Annotated in this window: 25 protein-coding genes; 4 read left to right on the top strand and 21 right to left on the bottom strand. The window is 42.6% G+C overall.

Annotated features, from left to right (window positions below; all coding sequences use genetic code 11):
• Positions 1–19 precede the first annotated feature (19 nt).
• The 7 genes from Q7674_RS00365 to Q7674_RS00395 all read right to left on the bottom strand — a co-directional run bounded on the left by Q7674_RS00365 (position 20) and on the right by Q7674_RS00395 (position 8,085).
• Entirely contained in the window at positions 20–598 is a 579-nt protein-coding gene (locus tag Q7674_RS00365; RefSeq protein WP_045064949.1) for a DJ-1/PfpI family protein, read from the bottom strand.
• A 9-nt stretch (positions 599–607) separates the two neighbouring features.
• Entirely contained in the window at positions 608–1,240 is a 633-nt protein-coding gene (locus Q7674_RS00370) for a bifunctional 4-hydroxy-2-oxoglutarate aldolase/2-dehydro-3-deoxy-phosphogluconate aldolase (RefSeq protein ID WP_107229634.1), read from the bottom strand.
• Positions 1,240–2,202 carry a sugar kinase gene (locus Q7674_RS00375; RefSeq protein ID WP_045064952.1) on the bottom strand — a complete coding sequence of 321 codons (963 nt, stop codon included), beginning with the start codon at positions 2,200–2,202 and terminating at the stop codon, positions 1,240–1,242. The genes Q7674_RS00370 and Q7674_RS00375 overlap by 1 nt, the downstream gene beginning before the upstream one ends.
• Before the next feature lie 143 nt (positions 2,203–2,345).
• Positions 2,346–3,200, bottom strand: a complete 855-nt coding sequence (locus Q7674_RS00380) for a tagatose bisphosphate family class II aldolase (RefSeq protein ID WP_045064954.1) — start codon at positions 3,198–3,200, stop codon at positions 2,346–2,348.
• 264 nt (positions 3,201–3,464) lie between these two features.
• Positions 3,465–4,997 carry a DUF2264 domain-containing protein gene (locus tag Q7674_RS00385; RefSeq protein WP_045064956.1) on the bottom strand — a complete coding sequence of 511 codons (1,533 nt, stop codon included), beginning with the start codon at positions 4,995–4,997 and terminating at the stop codon, positions 3,465–3,467.
• A 134-nt stretch (positions 4,998–5,131) separates the two neighbouring features.
• Positions 5,132–6,763: a sulfatase family protein gene (locus tag Q7674_RS00390; protein WP_305422199.1), complete on the bottom strand. Its 1,632-nt coding sequence runs from the start codon at positions 6,761–6,763 to the stop codon at positions 5,132–5,134.
• Between the two features lie 74 nt (positions 6,764–6,837).
• Positions 6,838–8,085 carry an anaerobic sulfatase maturase gene (locus Q7674_RS00395; RefSeq protein ID WP_045064959.1) on the bottom strand — a complete coding sequence of 416 codons (1,248 nt, stop codon included), beginning with the start codon at positions 8,083–8,085 and terminating at the stop codon, positions 6,838–6,840.
• Between the two features lie 218 nt (positions 8,086–8,303).
• Between Q7674_RS00395 and Q7674_RS00400 the strand changes: the two genes are divergently transcribed.
• Positions 8,304–8,897 (top strand): manganese efflux pump MntP, encoded by a 594-nt coding sequence (locus Q7674_RS00400; protein ID WP_237156760.1) that lies wholly within the window; start codon positions 8,304–8,306, stop codon positions 8,895–8,897.
• 141 nt (positions 8,898–9,038) lie between these two features.
• Here Q7674_RS00400 and Q7674_RS00405 read toward each other — a convergent pair whose 3' ends face one another.
• From Q7674_RS00405 to agaR, 12 genes are all read right to left on the bottom strand, one after another.
• On the bottom strand, positions 9,039–11,393 hold the full coding sequence (locus tag Q7674_RS00405; RefSeq protein ID WP_305422202.1) for a polysaccharide lyase 8 family protein: 2,355 nt from the start codon (positions 11,391–11,393) through the stop codon (positions 9,039–9,041).
• Between the two features lie 285 nt (positions 11,394–11,678).
• Positions 11,679–12,734, bottom strand: coding sequence for a glycoside hydrolase family 88/105 protein (locus tag Q7674_RS00410; protein ID WP_045064962.1), 1,056 nt, complete (start codon positions 12,732–12,734; stop codon positions 11,679–11,681).
• An 8-nt stretch (positions 12,735–12,742) separates the two neighbouring features.
• Positions 12,743–13,501, bottom strand: a complete 759-nt coding sequence (gene kduD, locus Q7674_RS00415; protein WP_045064964.1) for a 2-dehydro-3-deoxy-D-gluconate 5-dehydrogenase KduD — start codon at positions 13,499–13,501, stop codon at positions 12,743–12,745.
• Positions 13,502–13,607: 106 nt separating this feature from the next.
• Complete coding sequence (gene kduI / locus Q7674_RS00420) at positions 13,608–14,438, bottom strand: 5-dehydro-4-deoxy-D-glucuronate isomerase (RefSeq protein WP_008988531.1); 831 nt, start codon at positions 14,436–14,438, stop codon at positions 13,608–13,610.
• A gap of 81 nt (positions 14,439–14,519) precedes the next feature.
• On the bottom strand, positions 14,520–15,662 hold the full coding sequence (nagA, locus tag Q7674_RS00425; protein ID WP_425260788.1) for an N-acetylglucosamine-6-phosphate deacetylase: 1,143 nt from the start codon (positions 15,660–15,662) through the stop codon (positions 14,520–14,522).
• Positions 15,662–16,105, bottom strand: a complete 444-nt coding sequence (gene agaF, locus Q7674_RS00430) for a PTS galactosamine/N-acetylgalactosamine transporter subunit IIA (RefSeq protein WP_008988533.1) — start codon at positions 16,103–16,105, stop codon at positions 15,662–15,664. The genes nagA and agaF overlap by 1 nt, the downstream gene beginning before the upstream one ends.
• An 81-nt stretch (positions 16,106–16,186) precedes the next feature.
• Complete coding sequence (locus Q7674_RS00435; RefSeq protein WP_305422205.1) at positions 16,187–17,080, bottom strand: PTS system mannose/fructose/sorbose family transporter subunit IID; 894 nt, start codon at positions 17,078–17,080, stop codon at positions 16,187–16,189.
• Positions 17,070–17,840 carry a PTS N-acetylgalactosamine transporter subunit IIC gene (gene agaW / locus Q7674_RS00440; RefSeq protein WP_008988535.1) on the bottom strand — a complete coding sequence of 257 codons (771 nt, stop codon included), beginning with the start codon at positions 17,838–17,840 and terminating at the stop codon, positions 17,070–17,072. The genes Q7674_RS00435 and agaW overlap by 11 nt, the downstream gene beginning before the upstream one ends.
• 41 nt (positions 17,841–17,881) lie before the next feature.
• Positions 17,882–18,382, bottom strand: coding sequence for a PTS N-acetylgalactosamine transporter subunit IIB (gene agaV / locus Q7674_RS00445; RefSeq protein ID WP_008988536.1), 501 nt, complete (start codon positions 18,380–18,382; stop codon positions 17,882–17,884).
• A gap of 20 nt (positions 18,383–18,402) precedes the next feature.
• Entirely contained in the window at positions 18,403–19,575 is a 1,173-nt protein-coding gene (locus Q7674_RS00450) for an SIS domain-containing protein (protein WP_045064967.1), read from the bottom strand.
• A 4-nt stretch (positions 19,576–19,579) separates the two neighbouring features.
• Positions 19,580–20,875 (bottom strand): tagatose-bisphosphate aldolase subunit KbaZ, encoded by a 1,296-nt coding sequence (gene kbaZ, locus Q7674_RS00455; protein ID WP_045064969.1) that lies wholly within the window; start codon positions 20,873–20,875, stop codon positions 19,580–19,582.
• A gap of 48 nt (positions 20,876–20,923) precedes the next feature.
• Positions 20,924–21,700, bottom strand: coding sequence for a transcriptional repressor AgaR (agaR, locus tag Q7674_RS00460; protein WP_008988539.1), 777 nt, complete (start codon positions 21,698–21,700; stop codon positions 20,924–20,926).
• A 397-nt stretch (positions 21,701–22,097) separates the two neighbouring features.
• On the opposite strand from agaR, the gene Q7674_RS00465 reads away from it, so the two are divergent.
• The 3 genes from Q7674_RS00465 (at position 22,098) to Q7674_RS00475 (ending at position 25,443) form a co-directional block, all read left to right on the top strand.
• A complete protein-coding gene (locus tag Q7674_RS00465; protein WP_008988540.1) occupies positions 22,098–23,651 on the top strand; it encodes a sulfatase family protein in 1,554 nt (517 codons plus the stop codon).
• A 100-nt stretch (positions 23,652–23,751) separates the two neighbouring features.
• The gene (locus Q7674_RS00470) at positions 23,752–24,480 is read left to right on the top strand and encodes an oligogalacturonate-specific porin KdgM family protein (RefSeq protein WP_305422209.1); all 729 of its coding nucleotides are present in this window, start codon (positions 23,752–23,754) and stop codon (positions 24,478–24,480) included.
• 225 nt (positions 24,481–24,705) lie between these two features.
• Positions 24,706–25,443: a hypothetical protein gene (locus Q7674_RS00475; protein ID WP_107229632.1), complete on the top strand. Its 738-nt coding sequence runs from the start codon at positions 24,706–24,708 to the stop codon at positions 25,441–25,443.
• 50 nt (positions 25,444–25,493) lie between these two features.
• On the opposite strand, the gene Q7674_RS00480 is transcribed toward Q7674_RS00475, so the two are convergent.
• Positions 25,494–25,628: a hypothetical protein gene (locus Q7674_RS00480; RefSeq protein ID WP_272898478.1), complete on the bottom strand. Its 135-nt coding sequence runs from the start codon at positions 25,626–25,628 to the stop codon at positions 25,494–25,496.
• 195 nt (positions 25,629–25,823) lie between these two features.
• Positions 25,824–26,909, bottom strand: coding sequence for a linear amide C-N hydrolase (locus Q7674_RS00485; protein WP_045064971.1), 1,086 nt, complete (start codon positions 26,907–26,909; stop codon positions 25,824–25,826).
• Positions 26,910–26,941: the final 32 nt, after the last annotated feature.

The raw sequence follows: 26,941 nt of genomic DNA on the forward strand, positions 1-26,941 counted from the left end.
CATTGCTATCAAAGCGCCATTACAAAGACCAATGATCAAAATAGATATGGTTTGCCTGCCAATCGACTTTCTCTTGATTATCAGCAAGCAAGTATTTTGCAACGGTGAAAGCAAATTCAAAGCTCACACCTAAACCTCGTCCTGTAATGAAGTTATCAGCAACTACCACTTTCTCTAGCTGGAAATCCCCATCTTCAAATTTATCAGCCAATTTATCACCCGTAGTATAAGGACGACCTTGCAATAAATGGTGTGCTGCTAGCACTTTGGCTCCCGATGAGCATAAAGCACAAATGTACTTATTCGCTTCAATATGTCGCTTTAGAAAAGCAATCACATTCGGGTTTGCTGATAGATTATCGGTTCCTTGTGGGCCGCCCGGCATCATGACAGCATCGTAAGTGTCATCAAACTTATCAACTAAGGTAAAGTCTGCGGTGATTTTGGTGTTAAAGTAAGTATTGAGCGCTGTGGTTTCCATGCACGATAGCACGTCAACCTCGATGTCTAATCGACGCATGATATCGATAAAGACAACCGCTTCCCCTTCTTCAAAACCATCAGCCAATAACACAGCAACACGTTTAGTTTCAGACATTTCACTCTCCTACTGCTGAGTTAACTTCACCGCTTCACGTACGTTGCGAGCAATGCTATCCCAATCATGGGCATTTATCGCAGTCGTTGGTGCAATCCATGTTCCGCCACAAGCGACTACTTGAGGAATGGCTAAGTAATCCAATAGGTTTTGTGGATTTACCCCACCTGTTGGCATCAACTCAATTTGACTATATGGACCAGTTAAGGATTTAAGCATGTTAATGCCACCAGAAGCTTCTGCTGGAAAGAATTTTAGCGCTGTTACACCAAGCTCTAACGCTTGTTCAACAAGGCTTGGATTATTCACACCCGGGATCATCTTAATATTGTTTTCAATACAATATTTCACTGTAGTTGGGTTAAACCCTGGGCTAATAACAAAATCAGCACCCGCCTCAATTGCTGCATCGACTTGCTCTTTAGTTAATACCGTTCCTGCACACAACACAATCTCAGGGAACGCTTCACGAATGCGACGAATCGATTCTGCAGCAGCGGCTGTTCTAAACGTAATTTCAGCCGCAGGCAGACCGTTTTCAACTAATACTTTGGCTAACGGCACCGCATCATCGGCATTATCAATTTGGATCACTGGCATTACTTTTAAATCACGTAATTTTGCTATCCATGCTTGAGTCATCATAAGTTTTCATCCATCAATTTTGTTAAAGAACGCGTATAAGTTTCAGGGATCACCGCCCCTTTATGCTGAATCACTTGTGCTGCAAGCTGGTTACCCCAGTGACAACATTCACTCATTGGCATACCTAATGCCCAAGCAGCTAAGAATGCAGCATTAAATGAGTCGCCTGCGGCAGTAGTATCAACAATATTATCAACCACATTGCCTTGAACAATGCCCGACTGTCCGAGTTCGAACCACTGCGCACCGTCTTTACCTAACTTCACCACCACTTGTTCAACATTGGATAAGCGCTTGGCAATCACATCAGGTGAGCTATTAACGGTGCCATGAAGTAGATCTTCATCATCAGCCGTTACCAGCGCAATATCTGCCAAACTATAGAGCTGAGACATCCACTCATGCGCATTTTGTCGGCTGCGCCATAAACGAGGGCGATAGTTAGAATCGATAGCGATTTTCACCCCAGCGTTGCGCACATCAGCTAATGCTGCAAGTAACTTCATCTTGCCGTGATCAGGTAAAATCGCTAGCGAGATCCCAGATAAGTACACTAAATCACAGCTTTTCATATACTCAACAGCTGTACGAAATTGGGGATGATCGCACATTTGTCGAGCTGCTGAATCATTACGCCAATAGTGGAAACTGCGCTCACCATTTGGGTCGATTTCAATGGCATACATGCCCGGTAATTTGTGGGTTTCACGCAGCACATAATCACAATTGATCCTTTCTTTTTGCCAAGCATGGATCATGTGATTACTGTAATTATCAAGGCCAAGTGCGGTGATATAGGTCGGAGCAAGTTGCGGTAATAGGCGAGATAAATAAATAGCGGTATTTAATGTATCACCGCCAAAACGCTGCTCTTGTTGGCCGAATGGCTGACCACTAAATTCAATCATACACTCGCCAATAATCGCGACTTTTTTTGAGAGTGACTGGAGTGATTCCATGATTTTCTCCAATGCAGAAATAAAAAAAGCTATGTTTAACGAATTATGGGGGAAGTTAAACATAGCTAATAACGGGCGCTAAGCGCATTCGTTCAGTCTGAGTTTCATTTAGTTTCGATAACCATGAAAGGGTGACTCAGTTGTTACAGCTTACCTTCACTACCACAAACGCGGATCTTATCTAGCACGACTTGTTTCATCGCGTTTTTGCCCGGAATGATGTAATGACGAGGATCGTTAGCTTTCGGATTTTCAATAAAGTACTGCTTTACTGCATCTGAAAACGCGATCTTAAGCTCAGTTGCTACATTCACTTTAGTAATACCCAACTCAATGCAGCGACGCACATCGGCATCTGGCACACCTGATGCACCATGCAGCACTAATGGCGTATCAGTTTTACTGCGAATAATGCCTAAACGGTCGAAATCAAGGCGTGGCACTTCTTTGTACATGCCGTGAGCCGTACCGATAGCAATGGCCAATGAATCAACACCTGTTGCACGAATAAACTCAACAGCAGCATCCGGATCGGTATATAGCGCATCTTTCTCATCAACGATTAAATCGTCTTCTTGTCCACCTAGGCGACCAAGCTCTGCTTCAACCGAGCAATCCCAACGGTGACAAAACTCAACCACTTGGCGAGTTAGGGCGATATTTTCTTCAAAACTATGGTGAGAGCCATCAATCATAGCTGACTTAATACCCGCCTCTACTTTTTGGCGAATATCAGAAAAAGACTCATGGTGATCAAGATGTAGTGAAATTGGCATTTCATAACGCTTTGCCGCTTCCTTACAAATACCAACCAGATAGTCCGTACCTGCATAGCTGTAGGTACCTGGCGTCCCAGCCAAAATAACAGGAGAACGCATCTCGGCAGCGGTTTCGACAACTACTTGCACCGTCTCAAGATTATGAATATTAAACGCAGGGACAGCGTAGCCACCCAATTGCGCTTTGTGCAGCATTTCGCGAGATGAAACCAAAAACATAGAAAACCTCAATCCTTCGTTAACTTTCGATGAAGATATTATTCGAAAATAAATGTAAATAAAGAGCTATTGATCACATATCGACTTTCAAATCGAAAACAAGTAATAAAATAAAGATAAAAACACTTTCGTTAACTTACGAAATAACCAAAAAGGACTAAATGACAACGTAGATAAAAAGAACAAAGCGGATAAAGCGCAATAAAAAACCGAAGCAGAGCAGCACCCAACTTCGGTTGTTTTATTTATGCGTTAGGATGTGGCTTAAAAGAAATGCGACATCTTTGAGCTATAGCTGGTGATCCCTTTGCGCAATAAGTTGTTTTTAGGTCGCTCTGCTCGGCCTAATAGCATTTCGAGGGCTTTATTGGCATAAGACTGAGACTCTAACCGACGTGATAACGGATCTTGCTGCTCGGTATATTCCTGTTTAAACGTCACCACAATTTCTTGAGTTTCAGCAATGCCTTTAACATTGGCTTGGATTGCTTCAATATCAAAATCATAGCTTTGCTGCTCTATCATTAGCGGACTTTCTTCTGCTTGCCATAGTTGACAACGATTCCCCATATATAACGCGATAATTAACCCACGCATCGACCAAAAACTGCTGGCAGGTCCACTATAGTTATCCACTAAACGTCCATCATCATGGAATAAACCTTGGGTTGGCGCGCCATACTGCATCGCGCCATTACCGATGAAGTAATTCAGGTTTAAGCGAAAAGCCCGTTTCGCTTCACCCATTGAAATTGCAGAGCTATGTTGATCAACCGCTGCTAACAAAGGCGCTGCAGCAGCTAAGCGATAACAAGCACTGCGACCAAAGAAAGGTAAGCCTTGCGGGGTAAAGAAATAACGATAACCTTCGACAAAGTCACTCAACGATTGATGGATAAATTCAGGGTCGAAATTAGAGTCAATTTGATCAAGCCAATAGAGCGAGTAGTGAAATCCCCATGCGTTGTAGTAATCATAATTGCCTTTAGCACCATCGCGGAACCAGCCATCACCGACAAAAAACACTTTAATACGTTGGTATTTATCGTGATCGATACAGTCTTCACCCGTCAGGGCTTTTAGAACAAACTGCACCGTTAATGGAAATAAGTGCCAGTTATTATCGACCGTTATTAAGCTATTCACTTGCTTAAACCATCGGCTTACCTGCTGCTGCTCAGCCTCGCTATAGTGCTGCCACACCCACTCTTTTGATAGCCATAACGCGAGTGCTAGATCGGCTGATTCACACACCCGCTGATCGCAATCATGTAATACGCCCCAATAGCCGGGATGCTTAGGATCAGTTCCCGCCAGAAATGCTTGAGAGAGCACTTTAACGACATCAATGCGTTGTCCATCTAACCCGCTCATCTGTGATTCATGGCTAAAATACAGCCATGCCGCCAATACAGGTAATACTCGGCTTACGCCTTCCACGGCATCGGTTCGGGCGCTTTGCTGGCTTGGTCTACCTGGGTAATAAGCATGGCTATGATCCCAAACGCTATAGTGACAAAACGCTTCCGTCACATACTTCGCTAAGTTATCGCATAACAATTTGAGATCGGTTTGTTGCTGAAATAATGCCTGTAATTGCTGATCATGCTTATCATAAGCAGGCTTTTTCATTTTTAAGCGGATCAAACGCTGCTTAAACAAATGCCAATACATCTTCGCATCTGGATGTTCATAAGGCACTTTCGGACGCTCAGTAGCAACAATGTGTTTAATTCGAGATTCAATATGCTCAGAAGAAGAAGTTGAAGGCTGTTTTTCAGGTGTTTTCGTCGTCATTTGTATTTCCTTCCATGACATATAATCAAAGCGACTTAAAAAATAATGAAGAATAAAAAAGATGGATCCGTCACTTATAAACGAAACAAAAAGAAAGCCATGCTCGTTGTCATGGCTTTCTTGGTTTAATCACATCACTTCTGCGCTAATGTTGGTGCAGGTTTAGCTGACTCAGTTAACACATGGTAGCGATCTTGTCCCCATGCCACAGGTTTAGGCTTGTTTTTGATCCAGTCATAAAATGCATTTTTCATTTCAGTGACTTTCTCTGGGTGTTTGGTCGCTAAATCTTGTGACTCTGACGGATCTAACTTGTCATTAAACAATTTCACCTTATTTGAGCCATCATCGTAGAAATACAATGCCCAATCTTGATCACGTATTGCCCATGAGCCTTTTGATAGTTTTTCAAGGTTTGGATTATTCGGGATCGTATCGCTTTCGTATGTGATCCACTTCCAGTAACCGTACCAAAAACCATCATTTTCTTCGCTGTAGTGCTTAGCACCCGGACCTGCCCAGTAAATATAATCATGCGGTGATTGCTCGGCTTTGCCAGCCAGTACCGGCATGATGTCTTGACCATCAACTTTCATATCTTGTGGGATCGTAATACCTGCTGCTGTTAGTGCTGTTGGCAGAATATCAAGTGCTGAAATTAAGGTATCGCTCTTGCCACCAGCAGGGATATGTTTAGGCCAAGATGCGACGAACGGTACACGTACCCCACCGTTATACATCTGTCCTTTATAGCCACGATCCATGCCGTTCATTGGCATTGGTGATTCATGTACCGCACCGTTATCAGACAAGAAGAAGATCAAGGTATTCTCTAGCTCGCCTTTTTGTTTAAGCAGATCCATGATCTGACCTAAACCTTCATCTGCAGCATTGATTGCAGCAAAATATTTATCAGCTTCAACGTTACCAGTATTAAATCGATCCATGTATTTTGCAGGTGACGCTTGCTCTAGTGGAATATGCGGCACGCTGTAAGCAAGGTTAATGAAGAACGGCTTATCGCCACTTTGCTCAATGAAATTCAGGGTTTCATTAGTTAGGTTATGGGTCAAATACCCCGGCGCAGGAATGTTCTTACCGTTTTGATAAATTGCAGGTGAATTCCACAGCGCAGCGCCCGATGCATAGAAGCTATAGGAGTAATCAAAACCGCGCTCTTCGGGGCCAAAACCTTCACCGACCACCGGAATTTGAATATCGTGATAGTCACGAGTTTGCGCTTCTGCTGCAACTTTATTTTTACTGGCTATTTTCGCATTGTGCCACTTACCAATGTTGGCAGTGCGATAGCCATTTTCTTGAAATAATGCAGGCAATAATTTGATGTCGAGTGGAATCCCCTGCAACGCATCATCATTACTGTAAGTGCCAAAGCTCGTTGGGTAACGACCCGTGAAAATACCAGCACGAGAAGGGCCACACACAGGATGCGCCACAAAAGCATTGGTCATCTTCACCCCGTTTTGCGCCAGCTGTGCCACATTTGGCATTGCTCGTTTAGCCGCATCAATCATCTTATCGAGATCGCCTTGATAACGTGCAGGCACAGGGCGTTTAGCTAACTCCGCTTTATCTAAACTGTCTAAAGCAAAATCTAACTGACCCGTACCTAAGTCATCCATGATCACTAACAACACGTTTGGTTGCTCGGCAGGTTTAGCGGCAAAGGTGGTAACCAGTGCGACAACACATGCTGTGGCAACTAAACTGGCAACCACTGTCTTCTTCATCGAGGACAGATCCATGATTCACTCCTTGTCTCAATCGTTATTAATATTGGATTAATTGTTTATTTATAAGGTGTTACAAAAACAGGATGTTACGAGAAAGCATGTTGACCACGAGCATGGGCAATCATCGGTAAGGCATCGGCGGCCGTTCCCCCTTGCCGGATTGCTTGGCTCATTAAGTGCATTGCAGGTGCAGTATGACGGAAGATCTTTTGATACGACGGGCACAAGTAATTGTGTTTATGTTTTTGCCCATCTTGCTGAACAATACGGTGTTTCGGGCAGCCGCCATAGCATAAACCATGGACTTCACAGCTTTGGCACTGCTCGGTTAATTTAGCGGACTTAGCTTGTCCAAAACGTTGTTGTTGTTTACTGGTTGCCATCTTAGTTAATGACAGTTCAGCCACATTCCCTAAACGGTTAGCCGGATAAACATAGTGATCACAGGAATAAACATCGCCATTAGCTTCAATCACCATCGCTTGACCACAGTTTTTCGACTGCACACACACCGATGCGGGATAACCTAACCACGTCGCTAATACGCTATCAAACATACGCACATAGATTGTGCCTACGTCTTCTTTAAGCCATTCATCAAAAACCTCGGTCATGAACTGACCATAGCCATGAGAAGGGACTGAGAAGTAAGTTAATGGTGCATCTTTGGCGGTTGCGTAATGATGAGATGAGCCCTGTGCAGAGCCTTCCACTTCAACAATGGGAATAAACTGTAAATGACGAGCACCTAATGATTTTAAAAACTGATAAGTCTGAGCGCCTTTATCCCAGTTCTGATCATTAATCACCGTGAGGACGTTAAATTCCACTTGATACTCAATCAAATATTCAATGGCACGCTTTACCCGTTCAAAGGTCGGTTTACCATTGACTGAAATACGGTATTTATCATGAATGTCAGGTGTACCATCGATAGATACCCCAATTAAAAACTGATTGTCGGCAAAAAATTGCGCCCACTGTTTATTGATAGCAACAGCATTGGTTTGAAAACTATTGGTGATGGTTTTGCCGTTGGCATATTGACGCTGGTATTTCACCACATTGCGGTAGAAATCAATCCCAGCAAGCGTTGGCTCTCCGCCTTGCCATGAAAAGTCAATCTGATCGCTATCTTGCGAGGCAATATAATCACGAATATAACGTTTTAAAACATGCTCAGGCATCACATCTGGTTGTTGAGACCCAGTGCTTCCACATCCGCTCACTTCATCGAGCATCGCTTCTTTTTCGAGATAAAAGCAATATTCACATTTTAAGTTACAGCGATAACTGGTTGGTTTTGCCATCATGTGAAAGCGTGCTGCTGTCATGTTCTTTCCTTTTCTTACTTATCCTTTCATAATGCCGCTATATTACGAAAGAATACGAAAGATAAAGCAGATAAAGATCACAACAACAAAAACAAATGAAAGTTAAATGCTATTTCTTTTTTAGAATTGAAAGCCAAGGGAATACTAGTAATTCCAGTTATCTATCCCCTAGACAAAAGTGCAACTTAACTCTGCAACAAAAGCACTCGTAAGCTGCGATGGAAAAGCATATAAAACCATTTTTTCATTCTATTGTTATGCCCTTCATACTCGCTCTACTGTTCAGCCTTTCCTCGAACCTCGATAACTTTGTTATTGGTTTTTCTTATGGCGTACAAAACAAACGTATTGCCTTAGTGCCCAATATGATTATTGCGCTGATCACAGCCGTCGTAACTTACCTTTCAATGGTATTAGGGCAATGGTTAACCCATTTGATCTCGCATCAAGAATCATCAGATATTGGTTCGATTGTTTTTATCGGACTTGGGCTCTGGTCTATTGGTAATAGCTTCTCGAACAATAAAAAAACACGCCATGACGACACCAAAGAGCTTGGGATCAAAGCCGCAGTAGGGTTAGGAATATTACTATCAATCAATAATATTGGTGTGGGGATACTAGGGAGTGTGTCTCGACTTAATATCAACTTAATAACAATACTGACGTTTATTACCAGTATCTTACTGACTTATCTTGGCAACCATTTAGGCAACAATGTGATCGGAAAATGGCTAGGTAAATATAACGATTTAGTATCAGGACTATTACTAGTGATATTAGGCTTACTGTCTTTCTTTTATGCACTCTAATCTAAAAAATGGAGCTGGTTTGCCAGCTCCATCTTTCATTGCTATTTCACCGTAAAGGCATAGCTGCGACCTTTTAATCCAGTCACATCAATTAATAGCGTGCGGCGATCGCCAAGTTGTAAGCGCTGCTCTGGATCAGACTTAATCTTCACCTAGCTTTTTAAACTCAAGTTCAAGCAAGGTTTGCATTTGTAGCGGATCGCTTATCGCAATATGATGCTCGCCATCGTCTTTCTCCACCATTAAGGCCATTTTACCTACAGCGGTGATCTGCGATGTGATCTCAACCGCTTGTGGTTGCCAAACATTAGCAGCAATCACTTTGTCTTCTTTGTTTTTAATAATATGGGCAACGTCATCTTGTCTGAATACCTTGATTGGCTTTTCTTCAACAAACTCAGCGATATCATCAAGATCGCTATCAGGTAGCACAACATAAGCGTAGCCATCATGGGCTGGTGAATGATCTATGGTTGCCGTGACAAATTCAGCACTAACATCGCCTGTTTTAGTGCCGATCTCGCTCCAATTACCTTGGCGAACTTCGCGTTTTACCGCCAATTCAGTCGGGGTTAAGAACACATAACCTAACGCACTATCTTCCAACGTTGGATTATCAATCAGCAAACTTTTCACTGTTGGGTTCTGAGCCGCTTGCCATTTCACCCCATTGACCAAGATATCGGTTTGCCCCTGTTCCGAAAGCTTGCGATTAGCAACCGTGGTCGTAACATTCGCTCCTATACTCGATTCAATATTCGAGCCTAGCATCACCACCATATCTTCAAACATAAACCACGATTTTTTAGCCGTTAAGGTGTCGTTCCAGTTAGAAAAATCCATCCCAGCACTACCAGCATCGTCTAATTTTACCGAGCCAACCCACTCCATTTGTGATTTACGACCACCAGCAATTTGGTTACGTTGGCCTTCACAATCACTCATGACTTGATCATCAACCGTAGTGCCTGACAAACGATAGCTATCAATGGCTGACCAGTAATTATGGTAATGATCGAGCTGCTGGTTATAGAAATAACCCATGCCATCACCAGTAAACCAACCTTTGCGGTTTTCGTTATTCATACATTCAAAGTTACCTAAACGACTTGAATGCATTGCAAGGCTAAATGCCCAATCATCGGTACGATAGACCACGCGATCCATTGCAGGGAAAGCGAAAAAGCCCTGTTGATTATCTTTTGCAACAATCGTTTCATCTTGAACTAATTGCTGTGCTTTTTGATAGTTACCAACGTGATTCAGTGATTCAAAGAAATCGATATACGTATCTTGGCTGATCTGGGTTTTAATTAGCTGTTTGAGCGGCGTGACATACTGTGCAGGTGCACCATCAATATAATGAAGTAGCGATGCTAATACGTTATGACCAACATCATGTCCTTGCTCTTGAGGGCGAGAAATAGCACGACCATTAACAAACTCCATCATGGTGCCGCGATAAAGCAATGGTGCATAACTCTTAAAGATTAATGGATAGATCTCTTGTAATTTAGGATCGGTAACTTGCCACTGAGTATTGGCAACTAGGCTCATTTGCGCCCCTAAACCACCCAGTAACACATTGCCGTAAGTACCGTTATAGGCAATATCGTAATGCTGTAAGAAGCTACCATCTTGATAGAAACCATCGCTTTGTTCGACATAGTTAACCACTGGAGAAAGCGCATTGATCGCTGCGGTAATTTCGGTACTGTCGTTCGCTAAAATCCCACGTAATAACACCACTAGGGTATTGTCGGTACGGTTGCCACCTGTTGATTCACGGTAATGAGGATTACTTGATGTATCAGCCCCAGGCCCTGCACCTAAATGAGTTGGAAGCGGAGTAAAGTAGCGAGTGGCATCAAGATAAGAGGCAATCAAGGCTGGCGGAAGCTGCTCATATAGCACCACGAGAATATTATGGATATCTTTTGGCGTCCCTAGCTCCCAATGCCACCAGTTCCCCCACTCTTTCACACCCACTTTGTAGTAATGCTGATTTAAGAAGGTTAAACCATCAATGATCGCTTCAAGTAACTGCGGATTATGTTGCAGTGCGCCATCACGTAATTGATACGCTTTCGCCATAATAAAAAGGCGTTGATAGGAAGTACGTAAGTTTGCCCCTAATACTTTTTTACCGGCTTCGGTTTGATCATCAAGCGCCAAATCATTCCACAATGAAACTCGACCAGCATCAGTATTAATACTGTCCCAATGCTTTTGAGCGCCATTATTGGTTGTGATCACCATTTGCTTTAGCTTGTCATCGAAAGCAGCATCCGGCGCACCTAAAAAGCTTTCTGACCACTTTAAACGCAATTGCTGAAAAGCTTCTTGTTCAGATGGTGTCGTTTGCAAGCTAGAGACTTGGAAAGTCGCTGCTTGATCAGTAGGTTGATGCAATGCCACATTGTTAACCGTTGCCGAAACAACACTTGGAGTAATAGCAAGAGCAATAGAGACAGAGAGTAGGGATAACGTTTTCATTATAAGTCCTTTTGTTTTTATTTTGTCGATAAAAAATAACAAAAGAAAGAAAACGAAACACAACGAAGATCAATGTTTTGCTTTTAACATAAAAACAAAAATCGTTATCGGACAACATATCACAATCGAAAATAGTGACAGAGAATAAACGAAAATAGCTTCATGTTATTACCACCTAATTTAATAAAGCTCCCCTCTTAAAAAAACAGAAAAGCCGATGGCGATAACGAAAACGTTATATCCATCGGCTCAATTTACCTAGCCTTTAAAACTGATCTTTTTATATTAATTCACTAATTCAGCAACAGCCGTGGCAGCCAATAAAAACGCCCCTGCGCCGTAATCAATATTATGTTCAAACTGTACATCACGAGGGTTAAATGCTGGAAGCTGTACCCAACCAATCATGCCGTTATCGTGAATACAGGTTTGTAGCGCTGCCCATGCTTTTTCAACTACAGGTAAATAGGTTTCAGCATCTAATAAGCCTTGCTTGATACCCCACGCTAAACCGTAAACAAATAAGGCAGTCGCACTGCTCTCTTTGGCAGGATAGCTTTGTGGATCTAATAAGCTGGTACGCCAAAAACCGTCTGCTTGCTGGTATTTAATCACTTCAGCGGCTAAGTCAGTAAATAGCGCTAAGTAACGCTCACGCTCGGCATAATCTTCTGGCATACGAGCCATTAAACGAGGAACGGCTGCTAATACCCAACCAATACCACGGCTCCAAAAGACTTTTTCACCATTCGCTTCACGTAATTCACTGCTTTTGCCATCTGGGATATAGCGATAGTCACGGTAAAACAGCCCTGTTTCAGGATCTTTTAAGTGCTCAACTGAATCCCAGAAAGCGGTATTCATGTAATCTAAATATTTAGTCTCACCAGTCACTTGCGTCAGTGCGGCAAAACTTGGTGGAGCCATAAACAGAGAATCACACCACCACCAATCTTTACGTCCTTGCTCTGGGGTGTTCACCATTACATCTAACGCTTTAATGGTTGGCTCTAATGCTTCTGGTTGATTCACCACAGGGTAAACATCAAGGTAAGCCTGACAGCAAATATGATCATCAGCGAAACGATCATTAGGGCCAGTTCTAAAGCCTGTATGCAAGGTGTAATTCATCACCCCATCAAGGTATTCCGTATCGTCAGTTGCCAACCATGCTGCTGACACACATGACCAAAATACCCCACGTTCCCAATCAGTATCTTTAATGAAGCGAGTTTTACCACTGCGACGTACCACGCTACGGGTTTGGTTTTGTGCTTGGTAACGGTAAACACGTTTCATTGCCGTCAAAATATCTTGTTTTGATCCTAATGCCGTCATCATGCATCTCCTTAACGTGCTAACCAGCCACCATCAACTGCAATGGTGTAACCATTAATGTAATCACTTGCGCTTGATGCTAAGAAAACTGCTGGGCCTTCTAGATCAGACGGTAAGCCCCAACGACTTGCAGGAATACGCTCTAAAATAGCCGCATTACGCGCTTCATCAGCACGCAGCGCTTCAGTATTATCAGTCGCCATATAACCTGGGGCAATCGCATTCACATTAATGTTGTACTGCGCAAGCTCTGTTGCCAACGCACGGGTTAAGCCCATCACCGCTGATTTACTTGCTGTGTATGACGGCACACGAATACCACCTTGGAATGACAACATAGATGCAATATTGATGATCTTGCCGCCATTACCTTGCTCAACAAAACGTTTAGCCACAGCTTGCGATAAGAAGAACAATGTCTTTTGGTTAATGTTGATCACATCATCCCAATCACTTTCTGAGAACTTAAGTAAATCTTCACGGCGGATAATGCCTGCGTTGTTAATTAAGATATCTACTTTGCCCATCACTTCGACAGCTTCTGCCACAATCGCTTCTAGGCGATCTTGCTGCATTAAATTCGCTGTGATGTAGTGAAATTTACGACCTAACGCTTCCACTTGCGCTTGTGTTTCAGGCGCTGCTTGATGACCAATACCCACGATGTCAGCACCCGCTTTCGCTAAACCTAGCGCCATGCCTTGACCTAAGCCTGTATTACAACCTGTAACGATGGCAACTTTACCTGTTAAATCAAATAGATTATTCATGTTAAATCCTTTTTGAAGATGCAAAGTCCCGACCAAGCCATCATTATGACTTAGCTATGCTTTGCATCTCGTTTTAATCAGTAATAGAAAGGTGGCGAAAACAGACTTATTTCAAATCAGCCATCGCTACATGGTCCATGTCGTGGAAAGTTTGGTTCTCACCCACCATGCCCCAAATAAAGGTGTAAGCTGCAGTACCCACACCTGAGTGAATAGACCAGCTTGGGCTGATCACCGCTTGTTCATTGCGTACCACAAGGTGGCGTGTTTCTTGTGGCTCACCCATGTAATGGAACACGATGTTGTCTTGGCTCATATCAAAATACAGATACACTTCCATACGGCGTTCATGGGTATGGCAAGGCATGGTATTCCATAGGCTACCCGGTGCTAATTCAGTCATGCCCATTAATAGCTGACAGGTCGGTAATACTGACGGGTGAAGGTATTTGTAAATAGTGCGAACGTTGCAGTTCTCTTGGCTACCGATTTGCTCTGGTGATGCGTCTTCACGGGTGATTTTGCGGGTTGGGTAGCTGTGATGTGCTGGTGCACAGTTTAGGTAAAAACGAGCTGGTTTATCCGCCATCACACTTTCAAAGCGAATATCTTGTGCGCCCATCCCCACATAAATCGCTTCACGTGCACCAATTTCAAAGGTTTCACCATCCACAATCACAAGGCCAGCTTCACCAATATTGATCACACCTAGCTCACGACGCTGCAAAAAGAAATCAACCCCGATCTCTTTACCGCCTTCAAACATAATCGCACTGTCAGTCGGCACAGCCGCGCCAACAATGATGCGATCGATATGGCTGTAAGTTAAGTTGATTTGACCTTCTTGGAACATGTTTTCAATTAAAAACTGCTCACGTAAACCTGCGGTATCAAGTTGCTTTGCATGTTGACTATGAATTGGTTGACGAATTTCCATGTATAACCTCGTACATCATGTTATTCACTCACTCGCTTCTTGAGTGATGAGTGACGATAATCTCGTACCTTGAGCGGTGGCTTATTGCCACTGTCCATCAATCAAGGTCGCTTGAATTTGAAATTGTGGATCTAATAACGCGAAACTGGCGTTGTAACCGGGTTTGATAAAACCTAACTTGTCATCAATCCCTACATATTTAGCTGGCACTGACGTTGCCATTTGCACCGCTTCCCATTCAGGGACACCAACCAGCATAATCATGTTGCGAAGCGCTTGATCTAAGCTGCAAGTACTGCCTGCCAGCGAGCCATCGTCAGTACGAGCTTCACCATTAGTAACGGTGATCATCTGTGCGCCAAGTTGGTACTTACCATCACTTAATCCACCAGCACGCATACAGTCGGTGATTAACGCTAGCTGTTGATAGCCTTTCATTCGATATGCCAGTTGCATCATCACAGGGTGAACATGAATACCATCAGCGATCAGCTCTGCTAGCATGTCGTGAAACATCACCGCCCCAGCACAACCCGGCTCACGATGATGTAAACCACTCATGCCGTTAAATAAATGCACACCACAATCAGCGCCATGTTGATGTGCTGTGGTAACTTGCTCGAAGTTGGCACTGGTGTGCGCAATGGATGTTTTGATCCCTTCGGCAGTTAGCCACTGAATCGCTTCATCTGAACCTTGGTATTCAGGTGCTAATGCCACACGGATCAGTGAATCACCTGCCACTTCTTTTAACTCAGCTAACGCTGCAATGCTTGGTGCTTGTAAATACTGGGTTGGATGCGAGCCTCGATACGCTTCTGTAAAATATGGCCCTTCGAGAAAACTGCCTAATAATTTGGCACCCACTTGCTTTGGTTGCTGACAAAACTCACGTACTTGCTGTAGTGCGTTGATGATATCTTGCCAAGGCGCAGTCACCGTTGTACCAACCCATGCCACCACACCGGTTTTCGGCAAAGCATCAGCAATGGTTTGTAGCGCTTGCGGGGTCGCATCCATCACATCCGCCCCAGCGCGACCGTGAATATGAATATCAATAAAGCCCGGTACTAAGGTTTGCCCTTCAAGCTCAGTTACATCACAATCTAGCGGTTTTGTTTCGGTGATCGCTTCAATTTTTCCATCATTAACAATAACGTACTGATTGTAAGCAATCCCTGTTGGCATAAAAATTCGTTGTGGATGAAGAGCAAATCGCATCATTACAGTCCATCTTCACATTCAAGTTCAGTAGGCTGCTCCATGATGCTATTTAACTCACGGCGCATGTCCTTCATACATGACATACCAATATCCAGTAAGGTATCCACAAGCTCTGTTAACTCAGCATCATCACGCTCAAAAGCAGCATTAGCGATCATCGGTAAGTTCGCGCCACCAATTAGCTCAACATTTGGCGTATCCATCATGATTTCTAATGCACGGTTAGCAGGAGAGCCACCAGGAATATCCGTTAAAATCAGCACTCCATCACCACTATCAACATCTTTCACCGCTTGACGTAATGACTGCTCTAATTCTTGTGTCGACATGCCTTCAACAAAATCAATAAACAGCATTTGCTCTTGTTCACCAGCAATGGCGCGCACCGCCGTTTCCATACCTGAAGCAAAATGAATATGACCCGAAACAACAATACCAATCATGATCCTTTCCTTTGAAAAAGGAGGGGGAGCATTTTCCCCCTCAAACGTATTGGTGATGAACTCACCGTTGATGTGGATGTGTTACAAAATACCGACTAAGTGACCGATAACACTGGCAGCTAGGGTTGAGAAGATCAGCACTGGCGGCTTAGCCCAGAAACCTGTTCCCTTCACCAGCTTGAGCATAAAGAACACTAATGCCAGTGGTAGCAGGTTTGGCATGATCTTATCGAACAGTGCCGATTGCAGCTCGACCACCTTGCCACCCAGTTCGACCGAGGCGGTGGTCTGTACCTTGATAAAGGTGGCGGAGAGCGCACCAATCACGAAGATACCCATAATATTGGCCGCTTTTGCCAGCTTCTCGGTTGAATCACTCATGTTAACCATCGCAGCAGTACCTGCTTTATAGCCCATGAACATCAAACCGAAGTACACTGCAAAGTGAACAATTTGGTACAAGAAGAAGAACACGAACGGACCTGCAATCGAACCTTCCATTGCAATTGACGCACCTAACGCTAGGGTTAATGGCATCAAGGTCATGTGGTCGATAGCATCACCGATACCACCCGTTGGTCCCATACCAGCAACTTTCATTACGTTCACTGTTGATGGCTTTTCTTTGTTCTCTTCCATCGCAATGGCAGTACCAAGTAGGAAGGTGAACAATTTCGGTGACGCATTGAAAAACTGAAGATGGTTCTTTAATGCCTTCGCCAAATCCGCTTTGTTGTTACCGTGGATTTTCTTTAACGCTGGAATAATCGAGTAAGCAAAACCACCAGCCTGCATACGTTCGAAGTTAAAGTTACCTTCCATGAATAAGCCGCGGATTGAACATAACCACAGATCTTTTTTAGTGATCACTTTACGTGGTGTGGTGTCTTGGTATGCATCGATATCATCAACCAAATTGACATGTTGTTCCGTGTTTTTATCGCGAAGTGTGCCCGCAGTGATATCAGATGCCATCTTCAAATTCCTCTACTTGGTTGTTTGAGCCACCGTTGTTTGAACCGCTAAAGAAGTAGTAAAGTGCTGCAATGGATGCGCCGATGATTGCGACAGCCATGATTGGTAGTTTTAAGTACGTTGTCATTACGAAGCCGATGAAGAACACACCTGCCACTTCCTTTGACCACATGATTTTAAGTAACATTGCGAAACCAATCGCAGGAACCATTTTCGCGCCAATACCAAGACCTGTTAGTAACGCTTTTGGTGCATTTTCATCAATCCAGGTTGCTGCATGCTCACCAAAGTAAACAGTGATGAAGGCAACTAAGGCATAGAGCATTGCACGTAACGAAATAGTGGTGATAAGTAGCTTATCGATGCCAGCTGAATCTCCACGCTCTGCATAGCGATCCGCTTTACCCATAGTGAATGATGTCATTGCGAAGAAACCAATCACCAACATCTGCATCAATACCGCAATCGGCATACCGACACCCATTGCCACTTCTGCTGACTGACCCGTCATTACCGCAAAAGCAACCGCAGCAATCGTACCTAGGGTTACATCTGGCGGCTGAGCACCTGCGTTAGGCACTAGGCCTAGCCATGCTAATTCCAGTGTTGCACCAGCGATCAAGCCGATTTGCATGTCACCCATAATAAAGCCAACAACTGGCCCTGTGATCAGCGGACGGTGAATGTTTAATGCGACATCGTATTTATCGATACCACAGAAAAATGCCCATACCGCTACTAACGTAGCTTCTAAAAACATGATTTATTCCTTAATTACACGTTTGGATTAGGCTGTCGCTGTTATGCCGCGCTCATCGCCAGTTCAAGTACATTGATTGGGTTTTGATCCGGTGTGTTTTGAATCGTACACGTCACGCCTTTCGCAACCATACGCTCAAACGCATCGATGTCTTTGTCATCCACAGACACAGTTTTATTAATTTGGCGTTTGCCTTCGTGGTAGTGCATGTTGCCAACATTACAGTGAGTAATTGGCACACCACCTTCCACTAAACGCGCAACGTCAGTTGGGTTATTACAAAGGATGAAGATTTTTTGTTGTGCTGAAGCTTTGTGGATCACATCAATGGTTTTTTGAATAGAGAAGAAACGAACCGCATATTCACCACCTGCTGATGCTTTCATACCCGCCTGCATAAAAGCAGCATTTGGGCCTTCAGCTGCATCGTCATTAGCAACTAGAATAAGGTTTGCACCAGAATGTTTACCCCACGTAATACGAATTTGACCATGTAGCAAACGTTCATCAATTCGTGTCCATACAATATTTGGCGTTGTCATGATTGTTCTACCTTTCGTAATTATTTCAAATAATCATATAAATAATGGATAGTAACTCCTTGTACTACACGGTTAACTTCTCCAGTAGGACATGGGTTATCAGGTGTATTCCCTAACGCAAGTGCGCGGTGGAACGAGTACATTTGCGCATACAGCATGTAAGGGAAAAGTAATTCAACATCCGTCGCGTTTTCCATGCCTTCAACACGAATAACATCAGCACGCGTTTCAAGTTCATCCGCATGTGCCGTAATCGCTACTACTCGAGCAGCAATATTGTCGCGACAAAGTTCAGCTAACAGATCCAGATCATATTTACGGGTATATGGGTCGTTACTAATGAACACCACGATCATAGAGTTCTTATTAACAATTGATTTTGGTCCGTGGCGAAAGCCCAGTGGAGAATCGTAAGTGGCAACCACTTTACCTGCTGTCAACTCCAGTAATTTAAGTGCCGACTCTTGTGCCAATCCTTGTAGACCACCACTGCCTAAGTAAATAACCCTCTCTAGTTCTTGATTAGCAGTATCCTGTATTTTGGTATTCAAATCTTTGATCAAACCCGCAGAACACTTACAAATACTTTCGATTTCTTTCGTGTAAGCGTTGCCATACATTAAAACCGAAAACGCTGCCAGCATCATTGATGAAAAACTTGATGTCATGGCAAAAGATTGATCGTTTGTCTCACTCGGCATTAAAAGTGCAAATGATTGCTTATCATTTTTGCAACGTTTATATAACTGTCCATCAGCATTACAGGTCAGCACTAGGTGGAAACACTCGGCTAATGACTGATTAGCAAGTTCAACTGCCGCCACACTTTCTGGGCTATTACCTGAGCGCGCAAATGACACTAATAAGGTAGGAATATTTTCCGCAAAACACTGATTAGGATTAGACACAATATCGGTTGTTGAAATAGCCTCAACACGACGCTGTAAACGCTGAGAAAGACCTAGCGCTAATGAACGACCAGCAAAAGCTGACGTGCCCGCCCCTGTTAAAATAATGCGCAAGTTCGGATAGCTATAAGCCTTATCCATAAAGCATTTAATTTGCGCTTCACACTCACGTGTAATTGCCGCAGTTTGCGCCCAACAATCTGGTTGTTGGCTTATTTCTTTTGCAGTCCAATAGCCTGATAGCTTTTGTAAATCCGACTCTGAATAACCTAAATACTGTTCCATGTGTTTAAACCTCTACGACTATTTGTTCTGAACATGCTTTTGAATAAGCGCGTAATACTTGACGAATTGTGTCTAATACCAATGAGTTAGGTTCTAACGAGATCAACCCTTCACGAACATGTTGAAACTGCATTGGCATATATTGACTAAGAAGGGGCAACGGAATATCGACCCGAGATAAATTTCTAAATAAGGTGGCTTGCGCCTGATTAATCACATCATCAGGCCAGTAATAACGCATCCGATCACTGAAACTAAAACAACGAGAAAAGCGCTGCTCGGATTCACTGCCGTGGTAATACTTTTGCCAATGCTCTGGCGCTTCACACATGCGAGTTTCGATTAACTCACGCAAATTAGAGCAATGGGCTTTGGGAATAATTTCAGCTTCGATTTCGCACAAATTAAACAGGGCTTCACGCATCGCAAACGTCAGTGCAGGGCCTACTTTTAAAATGGCAAAATGATCACGAACCAGTTCGTTATACGCTTGCTGAGTTTGGTAATCGGTTGAGTGGGCTTCAAACACCATTTGCGGATAATCATCGACAACTTTACTCAGTAAATTTGCTTTTTCTGAGCAATAATCAATAACCCCAATATGATCAAATTCCACCCCAGGTTGCACCACTAAACCAATCACACGCGGCCATATATGACCAATATTGAAAGATTCGAATGCGTTTCGGTGGGTTTCGATTGTTTTCGTTGCAGCTTGCGGTGAAGTGACATCTACCGTATTCAAAGTTTCAGCAGCACCGCCCGGTACTGGTACTTCTGTACCAATCACGTAAACCAAATCACTTGAACCGAAAGTCGCAATTGCTGTGCTTTCAGCAACAACTGCTAGACGTGCCGCGCGCTGTGCCACAATCTCATCAGATAACGGGCTAACATCATCAGCACATGCCATGCTGCAATCTAAATGGATTTTTTTAAAACCAGCACTGACGTAAGCGGCGATCAGATCTTCTGATTTTTGCATTGCCTCTTCAGCAGGCAGATGTTGCCAGCGGTTAGGGCCTAAATGATCGCCACCGAAAATGACGTTAGATGAAGGGAAATCGTAATGCTTGGCTTTCGCTAAAACGAAATTACGAAAGTCCACAGGTGTCATACCTGTATAACCACCAAATTGATCAACTTGGTTGGAAGTCGCTTCGATCAACAATACAGAATTGTCGTTCTGCGCTTGAAGAATAGCTGCGTCAATCACCAGAGGGTGTGCAGAACACACCGCATAAATACCAATCTGGCTTCCAGCTTTGTGACGTTGAACGAGGCTTTGCAGGGTGTTCATTAATTAACTCCACAATCAACATCTGTAATGTGATCATGGAGTTAATGGTCAGTTTTCCTTTTCGACAATAATAACTTCAACTCGCATATCACGAAGACCAGCAAGGTAATCTTCAGGGATACCAGAATCCGTTACCAAGATATCAATATTTCCAAACTCGCGGATCATGTGGCAGCTACGCTTACCAAACTTAGAAGAATCCGCAACCGCAATCACTTGTTCAGAAATTTCACACATCAAGCGATTTAAACTCGCTTCTTGTTCGCTGTGTGTAGTGATACCTGCTCGCAAATCGAAACCATCAACACCTAAAAACACCTTATCAAAGCGGTAATTTTTAAGGCCAGCTTCTGCTTGTGAGCCCGAAAAAGACAGTGCTTCTTTACGAAGAACACCACCTGACATCAAAACCTCAACACCGGGTGCTGAAGACAACTCCATTGCCACATCCAGACCGTTAGTCATGACAACAACATTTTCCATCGCCTTTAAACTGGCGGCGATTTCTCTTGTTGTTGTCCCAGAATCTAGAATGACTGTGTCACCACTATGGATCAGTTGAGCAGCCGCTTTTCCAAGAAGAGATTTAACTCCGGCATTATTACGACGCTTTTCATGAATCGTTAATTCAGCAATCACACCTGAGTTTGGAATTGCAGCGCCATGAGAGCGCACCACATAACCATTCTTTTCTAAGAAACTCAGATCACTGCGAATAGTGACACTTGAGACATTAAATTTTTCGGCGAGATCCTCAACACGGGCTTTACCATCTTGATTAACCACGGTGACGATTTCCATTCGCCTTTCGATTGCACTTTTCACTTTTGTCTCCTTGTGAAACCAAACTACTAGCTTTCATTTGATTTCGAATTCAGCTTACACCTAAAAAACAATGTCACAACGCAGAAAGATAAAACTTTTGAACCCTTTCACAATCTTTCGATACGTTTCACTTTTATCTTACGTAACATTACGGAAGTACTTCTATCATATAGAACGAAAGTCAATAAACCAACTCTCCCATCATTAAAATTTATAAAATCCGTCAAGTTAACGACAATTATTATTGCAACAGCACAAATAATCACATCAAACCGCTTTCATTTTCTTTTATGTGATCAATAACGCAGTCAATTAACTTTCATTACCTTACGATCCGAAGCAATTCAAAACACAGATACTCTCGCAATATATATTTTCAATTAATAAGGATTTGTTAATGTCTATATCACGTAGGGGATTACTAAAAGGTATGGCTGCCAGTAGTGCTGTTGCTGCAACGTTTTCAGCAGGCTACACTCAAGCTGCCACATCACCGCAAGCTAGCAATATTGCACCACAGAAAAAACCAAACTTAGTCATCATCTTTCCTGATGAGTTTCGTGCTCAAGCCTTAGGCTTCATGCAGCAAGACCCATCAATGACACCAAATTTAAATAAGTTTGCTCGTCAAAGTACCGTACTACGCCAAGCCGTCTCTAACTTCCCGTTATGTACCCCATTTCGCGGCATGTTAATGACAGGGCAATACCCGTATCGCAACGGTATTCAAGGCAATAGCCATACTGGTGTTGAAGGGCAATTTGGCGGTAAAGACTTTGGTATTGAGCTAAAGAAAAGCACCGTCACTTGGTCTGATCTGCTGAAACAACAAGGTTACAGCATGGGTTACATCGGCAAATGGCACTTGGATGCGCCAGAAACGCCGTTTGTACCAAGTTACAATAACCCAATGGAAGGACGTTACTGGAACGATTGGACAGCCCCAGATCGTCGTCATGGCTTTGATTTCTGGTATGCCTACGGTACGTATGACTTACATATGAATCCAATTTATTGGACGAATGAAACCCCACGAGATAAGCCACTACATATCAATCAATGGAGCCCTGAGCACGAAGCTGATATTGCGATCAAATACTTACGCAATGAAAACGGTCAATACCGTGATAGCTCACAGCCATTTACCTTAGTGGTTTCCATGAACCCGCCACATTCACCTTATGATCAAGTTCCACAAAAATACCTTGATCGTTTTAGTGGCAAAACCTCACAACAACTGAATAACCGCCCGAACGTGCAGTGGGATAAAGCCTATCAAGAAGGCTATGGTCCTAAATACTTTAAAGAATACATGGCGATGGTAAACGGCGTTGATGAGCAATTCGGACGCATTATTGATGAGCTAGATCGCTTAAACCTAACTGAAGATACGCTAGTAGTGTTCTTCTCTGATCACGGTTGTTGCATGGGCTCAAATGGTCAACCAACCAAGAACGTTCACTACGATGAAGCGATGCGTATTCCAATGATTTTCCGCTGGCCGGGTAAGATCAACGCACAACAACATGATCTATTGTTCTCTGCCCCTGATATTTACCCAACCTTATTAGGTTTAATGGGCATGGAAGATCTGATCCCAGATACCGTAGAAGGCACAAACTTCGCCAATACCATTAAAGGCATCAAAGGCGATAAAGAGCCAAGTTCCCAGTTCTACACCTTTATGCCGTATGGCGGTCAGTCTTATGGTCGACGTGGTATCCGCACCTCACGCTACACCTTAATGATCGATCGTAAAGTCGGTAAACCTTTGACTTACGTGCTGCACGATAACCAGATCGATCCTTATCAAATGGAAAATATTGCCGCAGCAAACCCAATGCTGATTGAAAAGTTAATTCAAGACGAATTAATCCCTTGGCTTGAGCACACTGGCGATCCGTGGCGACCAACAACAGTTCCGGCACACAGTGCCAATGCGTATTTATGATCCCTGTTCCATCGCGTTTTAAACCCTAAACAGCACATGTTTACGCTGAATTACAAAAATAACCAAGCGTAAGCACATTAATATAAATTAAGGACAATCCATGAACACCATTACTAAAGTACTTCTAGCAACTACCCTAGTTTCAGCTTCTGGCTTCACCTTTGCGAACGATTATAAAACCACCATTGAATACCGCCACGAATACCGTGATGGTGCTAAAAAACATGGCGATCGCATTAAGGCTTTCTTAGATACTAGCAAGAACATCGGCTTTGAATTAGACGCACGTTATAACAACGATCAAAAAGACACCATGTTCGATGGCATGACCATGAACGGCTCTGAATTCTCAGCATTTTACTACACTAAACTCAATCCTAACTTGGTAGGTATTGGTGGCTTGTCGCTAGATTTCACTTCAGATGGTTTAGTGTATGTGCCATACGCACGTTTAAATTACCGCTTCGATAACGGTATTCGTGTACAAGGTCGATACAAGTGGAAACTTTGGGACTACAGCATGAACAACACTGCTGGTGAAGCTTATGTATCTAAAATTCAACAAGCTGACTTCTGGCTTGGCTACAACACCAATGACTGGGATTTCCAATACGAATTCCAAGTATGGAAAGAAATGGAAAGCGGTGCACTGCCACAATTTGATGATAAAGACACGAACTACCTACATAACTTCCGCTTGATGTACACCTACAAAACAGCAGAAGGCACCATGTGGCGTCCATTTATTGAAGTGGGTAACGTAAGCCAAAGCCGTTACACCGATAACCGCCAAACACGTTACCGCACAGGTATTAAATACACTTGGTAATCTGAGCTAAAAATGACAAAAAAGCCTCATGGTGAATGTTCACTGTGAGGCTTTTTGTTTTGTGGGGAAAGGTGACATAAATAATATCCATCAATATAACATTAACCACAATAATAAATTAACACTCTTACATTCACTTCCAGAATAATCAATATTATAAAGCTTTACTACGAGATAAATTTTATTAATATGCTATTACAAACAAGTTAATTAAAGATTTTTATAATGGGAAATTATTTAAAAACAAAAAATAATCAACGAGAAATAATACATATTCTAAAAGAATTAAATTGGAGCAAAAAAAAATTTGCTGGTTATTACTGTATAAATGAATCTGAGCGTGATGTAGAAGAGGAATACATCAATAAATTTTATGAGAAATTAAAAAAGCATTTAAAAAGAGATACTACAGATCCAAGTATTCTAGATAAATATATCAAATGCCTTAAAGATTCAGATGAATATAAAAAAAACAACATCAAAGAATTCATTCCTCTGACTGGCAAGTTCCAAGATCATTGCATACTAGTTGAAGAAACAAGTAAAGAATATAAAAGTATTATAGAAGTTGCCACAGCTTATGCTCTAGCCGTTGGAACTGCGTGGGACTTTAATGTAATACCAATAAAGTCTGTTGTTAATGATGATGAAGATAGATTTATTGTTATATGGACAGGAGATATAGGTCATAGCGGTGGTTCAGGATCATGGGGACCTGCAATGTGTGAGGTTATAAAAAACCATTGGGGTGAGTATTATGTAGATACTGCAGAACACTTTTTCGATGTAGGGTTACGTAAAATAACTGAAATCGTCGGTTGTATTGATCATCAACTAATTTTCATTGGAAAAAATTATGATACAAATGATGCAAACAATTACCCATCACTAAAATATAAAACCTATCTAATGAAAAACTCTAATCTAAAGTGGGATATAGTTAAAACCGAATTAATAGATTAACAATTATAGCATTAGGCTTACAATATATATTGCAAGCCTAAGCAATCTATTTAATCACCTAAATAATCATCATTGTTAGGGTTATGAGCATCAGCCCAATCATCCATATCTGAATCATTATTTGGATTATTTATATCTGACCAAAGGTCTAATTCTTCATTAGTCATATTTGATGTATCTGGCATTTATAGATTCCTTTACTTTTCATTAAATAAATTTACTAGAGCATTCTCGTTGGGACACAAATATAATAACAAAACCAAGCGGGACAACTCGGGACAAATTGAGAAAAAACAATAAAAAAATAATCTCATCACCCACCAGCCACAAAAAAAGGGCAGAAAATTCTGCCCTTTTGTTTATTTCAACCTGCGCCTGAATTACTTCACAACCACATCTTGGTAAGAGAACTTACCGTTATCTAGCGGCTGCTTGTGCTCAGTTTTCGCATTGAAATCTAGCTTAGATAAATCCACACGGCGGATAGTGCTGTCGTGCATGGTTTTGTAGAACAACAAACCATTGCCTTGATCGATAACAGATGTCCACTGTGTCGCTGTTGGCAAATTAGGGATATGTGATTTGTCGTTAAACTCACTACCAATTGGAATATCGAAATTGTTCAGAATATGGAACGCTTGCGATACCGCTTGTTGTGACGTTTTCATCACTGGTGCGCTATTTACATAGAATGCCGCACGTACAAAGCGTGATGGTGGTGAAATGTCACCCGGTAGACCAACAAAGTTAGAACCCACACCAAACGATTGTGCTTCTACACCATTAATTTTCTGAGGAGCACTGATACCCGGATGCAAATTAATGTAGTTGTTTAGGTTCGTTACTTGCCAGTTGTAGTCTGGCGAGTTGGTTAGCACTTTAGCCGTGTTTTTATGAATGTTGATTTTACCGTGATCCATAATTTCGATAACAATGCTGTTGCCTTGCTTATCAGAAACACGCCAGTGTGCTGTTGGCGAAGGATTACCTTGCTCATCAAAGTACACTGTTACGATCTTGATTTTGCTTAGTGCCGCTTCAACTTCTGCAACTGTTGAGTATTGGCTTAACATCCAGCGAACAAAGTCCATATCTGTGATGTTGTTTGCCGTATCTTTCGGATCGTATTTCGCAAGAGAGCCGTAACCACGGAAGTAGAACAGACCTGCTGTTAAACCTTTCTCGTTAATACCTTCAGCAATGAAGCGATCATCACTTACTGAAATACCAGCAAAACCGTATTTGCTCTTCCATGTTAGACCTTGCTTTTGATCTGGCATGGTTGAGGTGTAGCTGTAATCGCGTGGAGACACAATTAGCTTACTGTTTAAATCACTATGACCCCACTCGATAGTACGAGCTTGGATATGATCATTACCTGTTGTACCTAGTGTAATACCAGTACATGCATTTGCTGCTGTGCTGAAGCAAGATGCAAACAGCAATGTTAATAACGTCTTTTTCATAAATACGCCTGTGAATGTAAACGCATATACCC

Source organism: Photobacterium leiognathi (assembly GCF_030685535.1).
Taxonomy (GTDB): Bacteria; Pseudomonadota; Gammaproteobacteria; order Enterobacterales; family Vibrionaceae; genus Photobacterium; species Photobacterium leiognathi.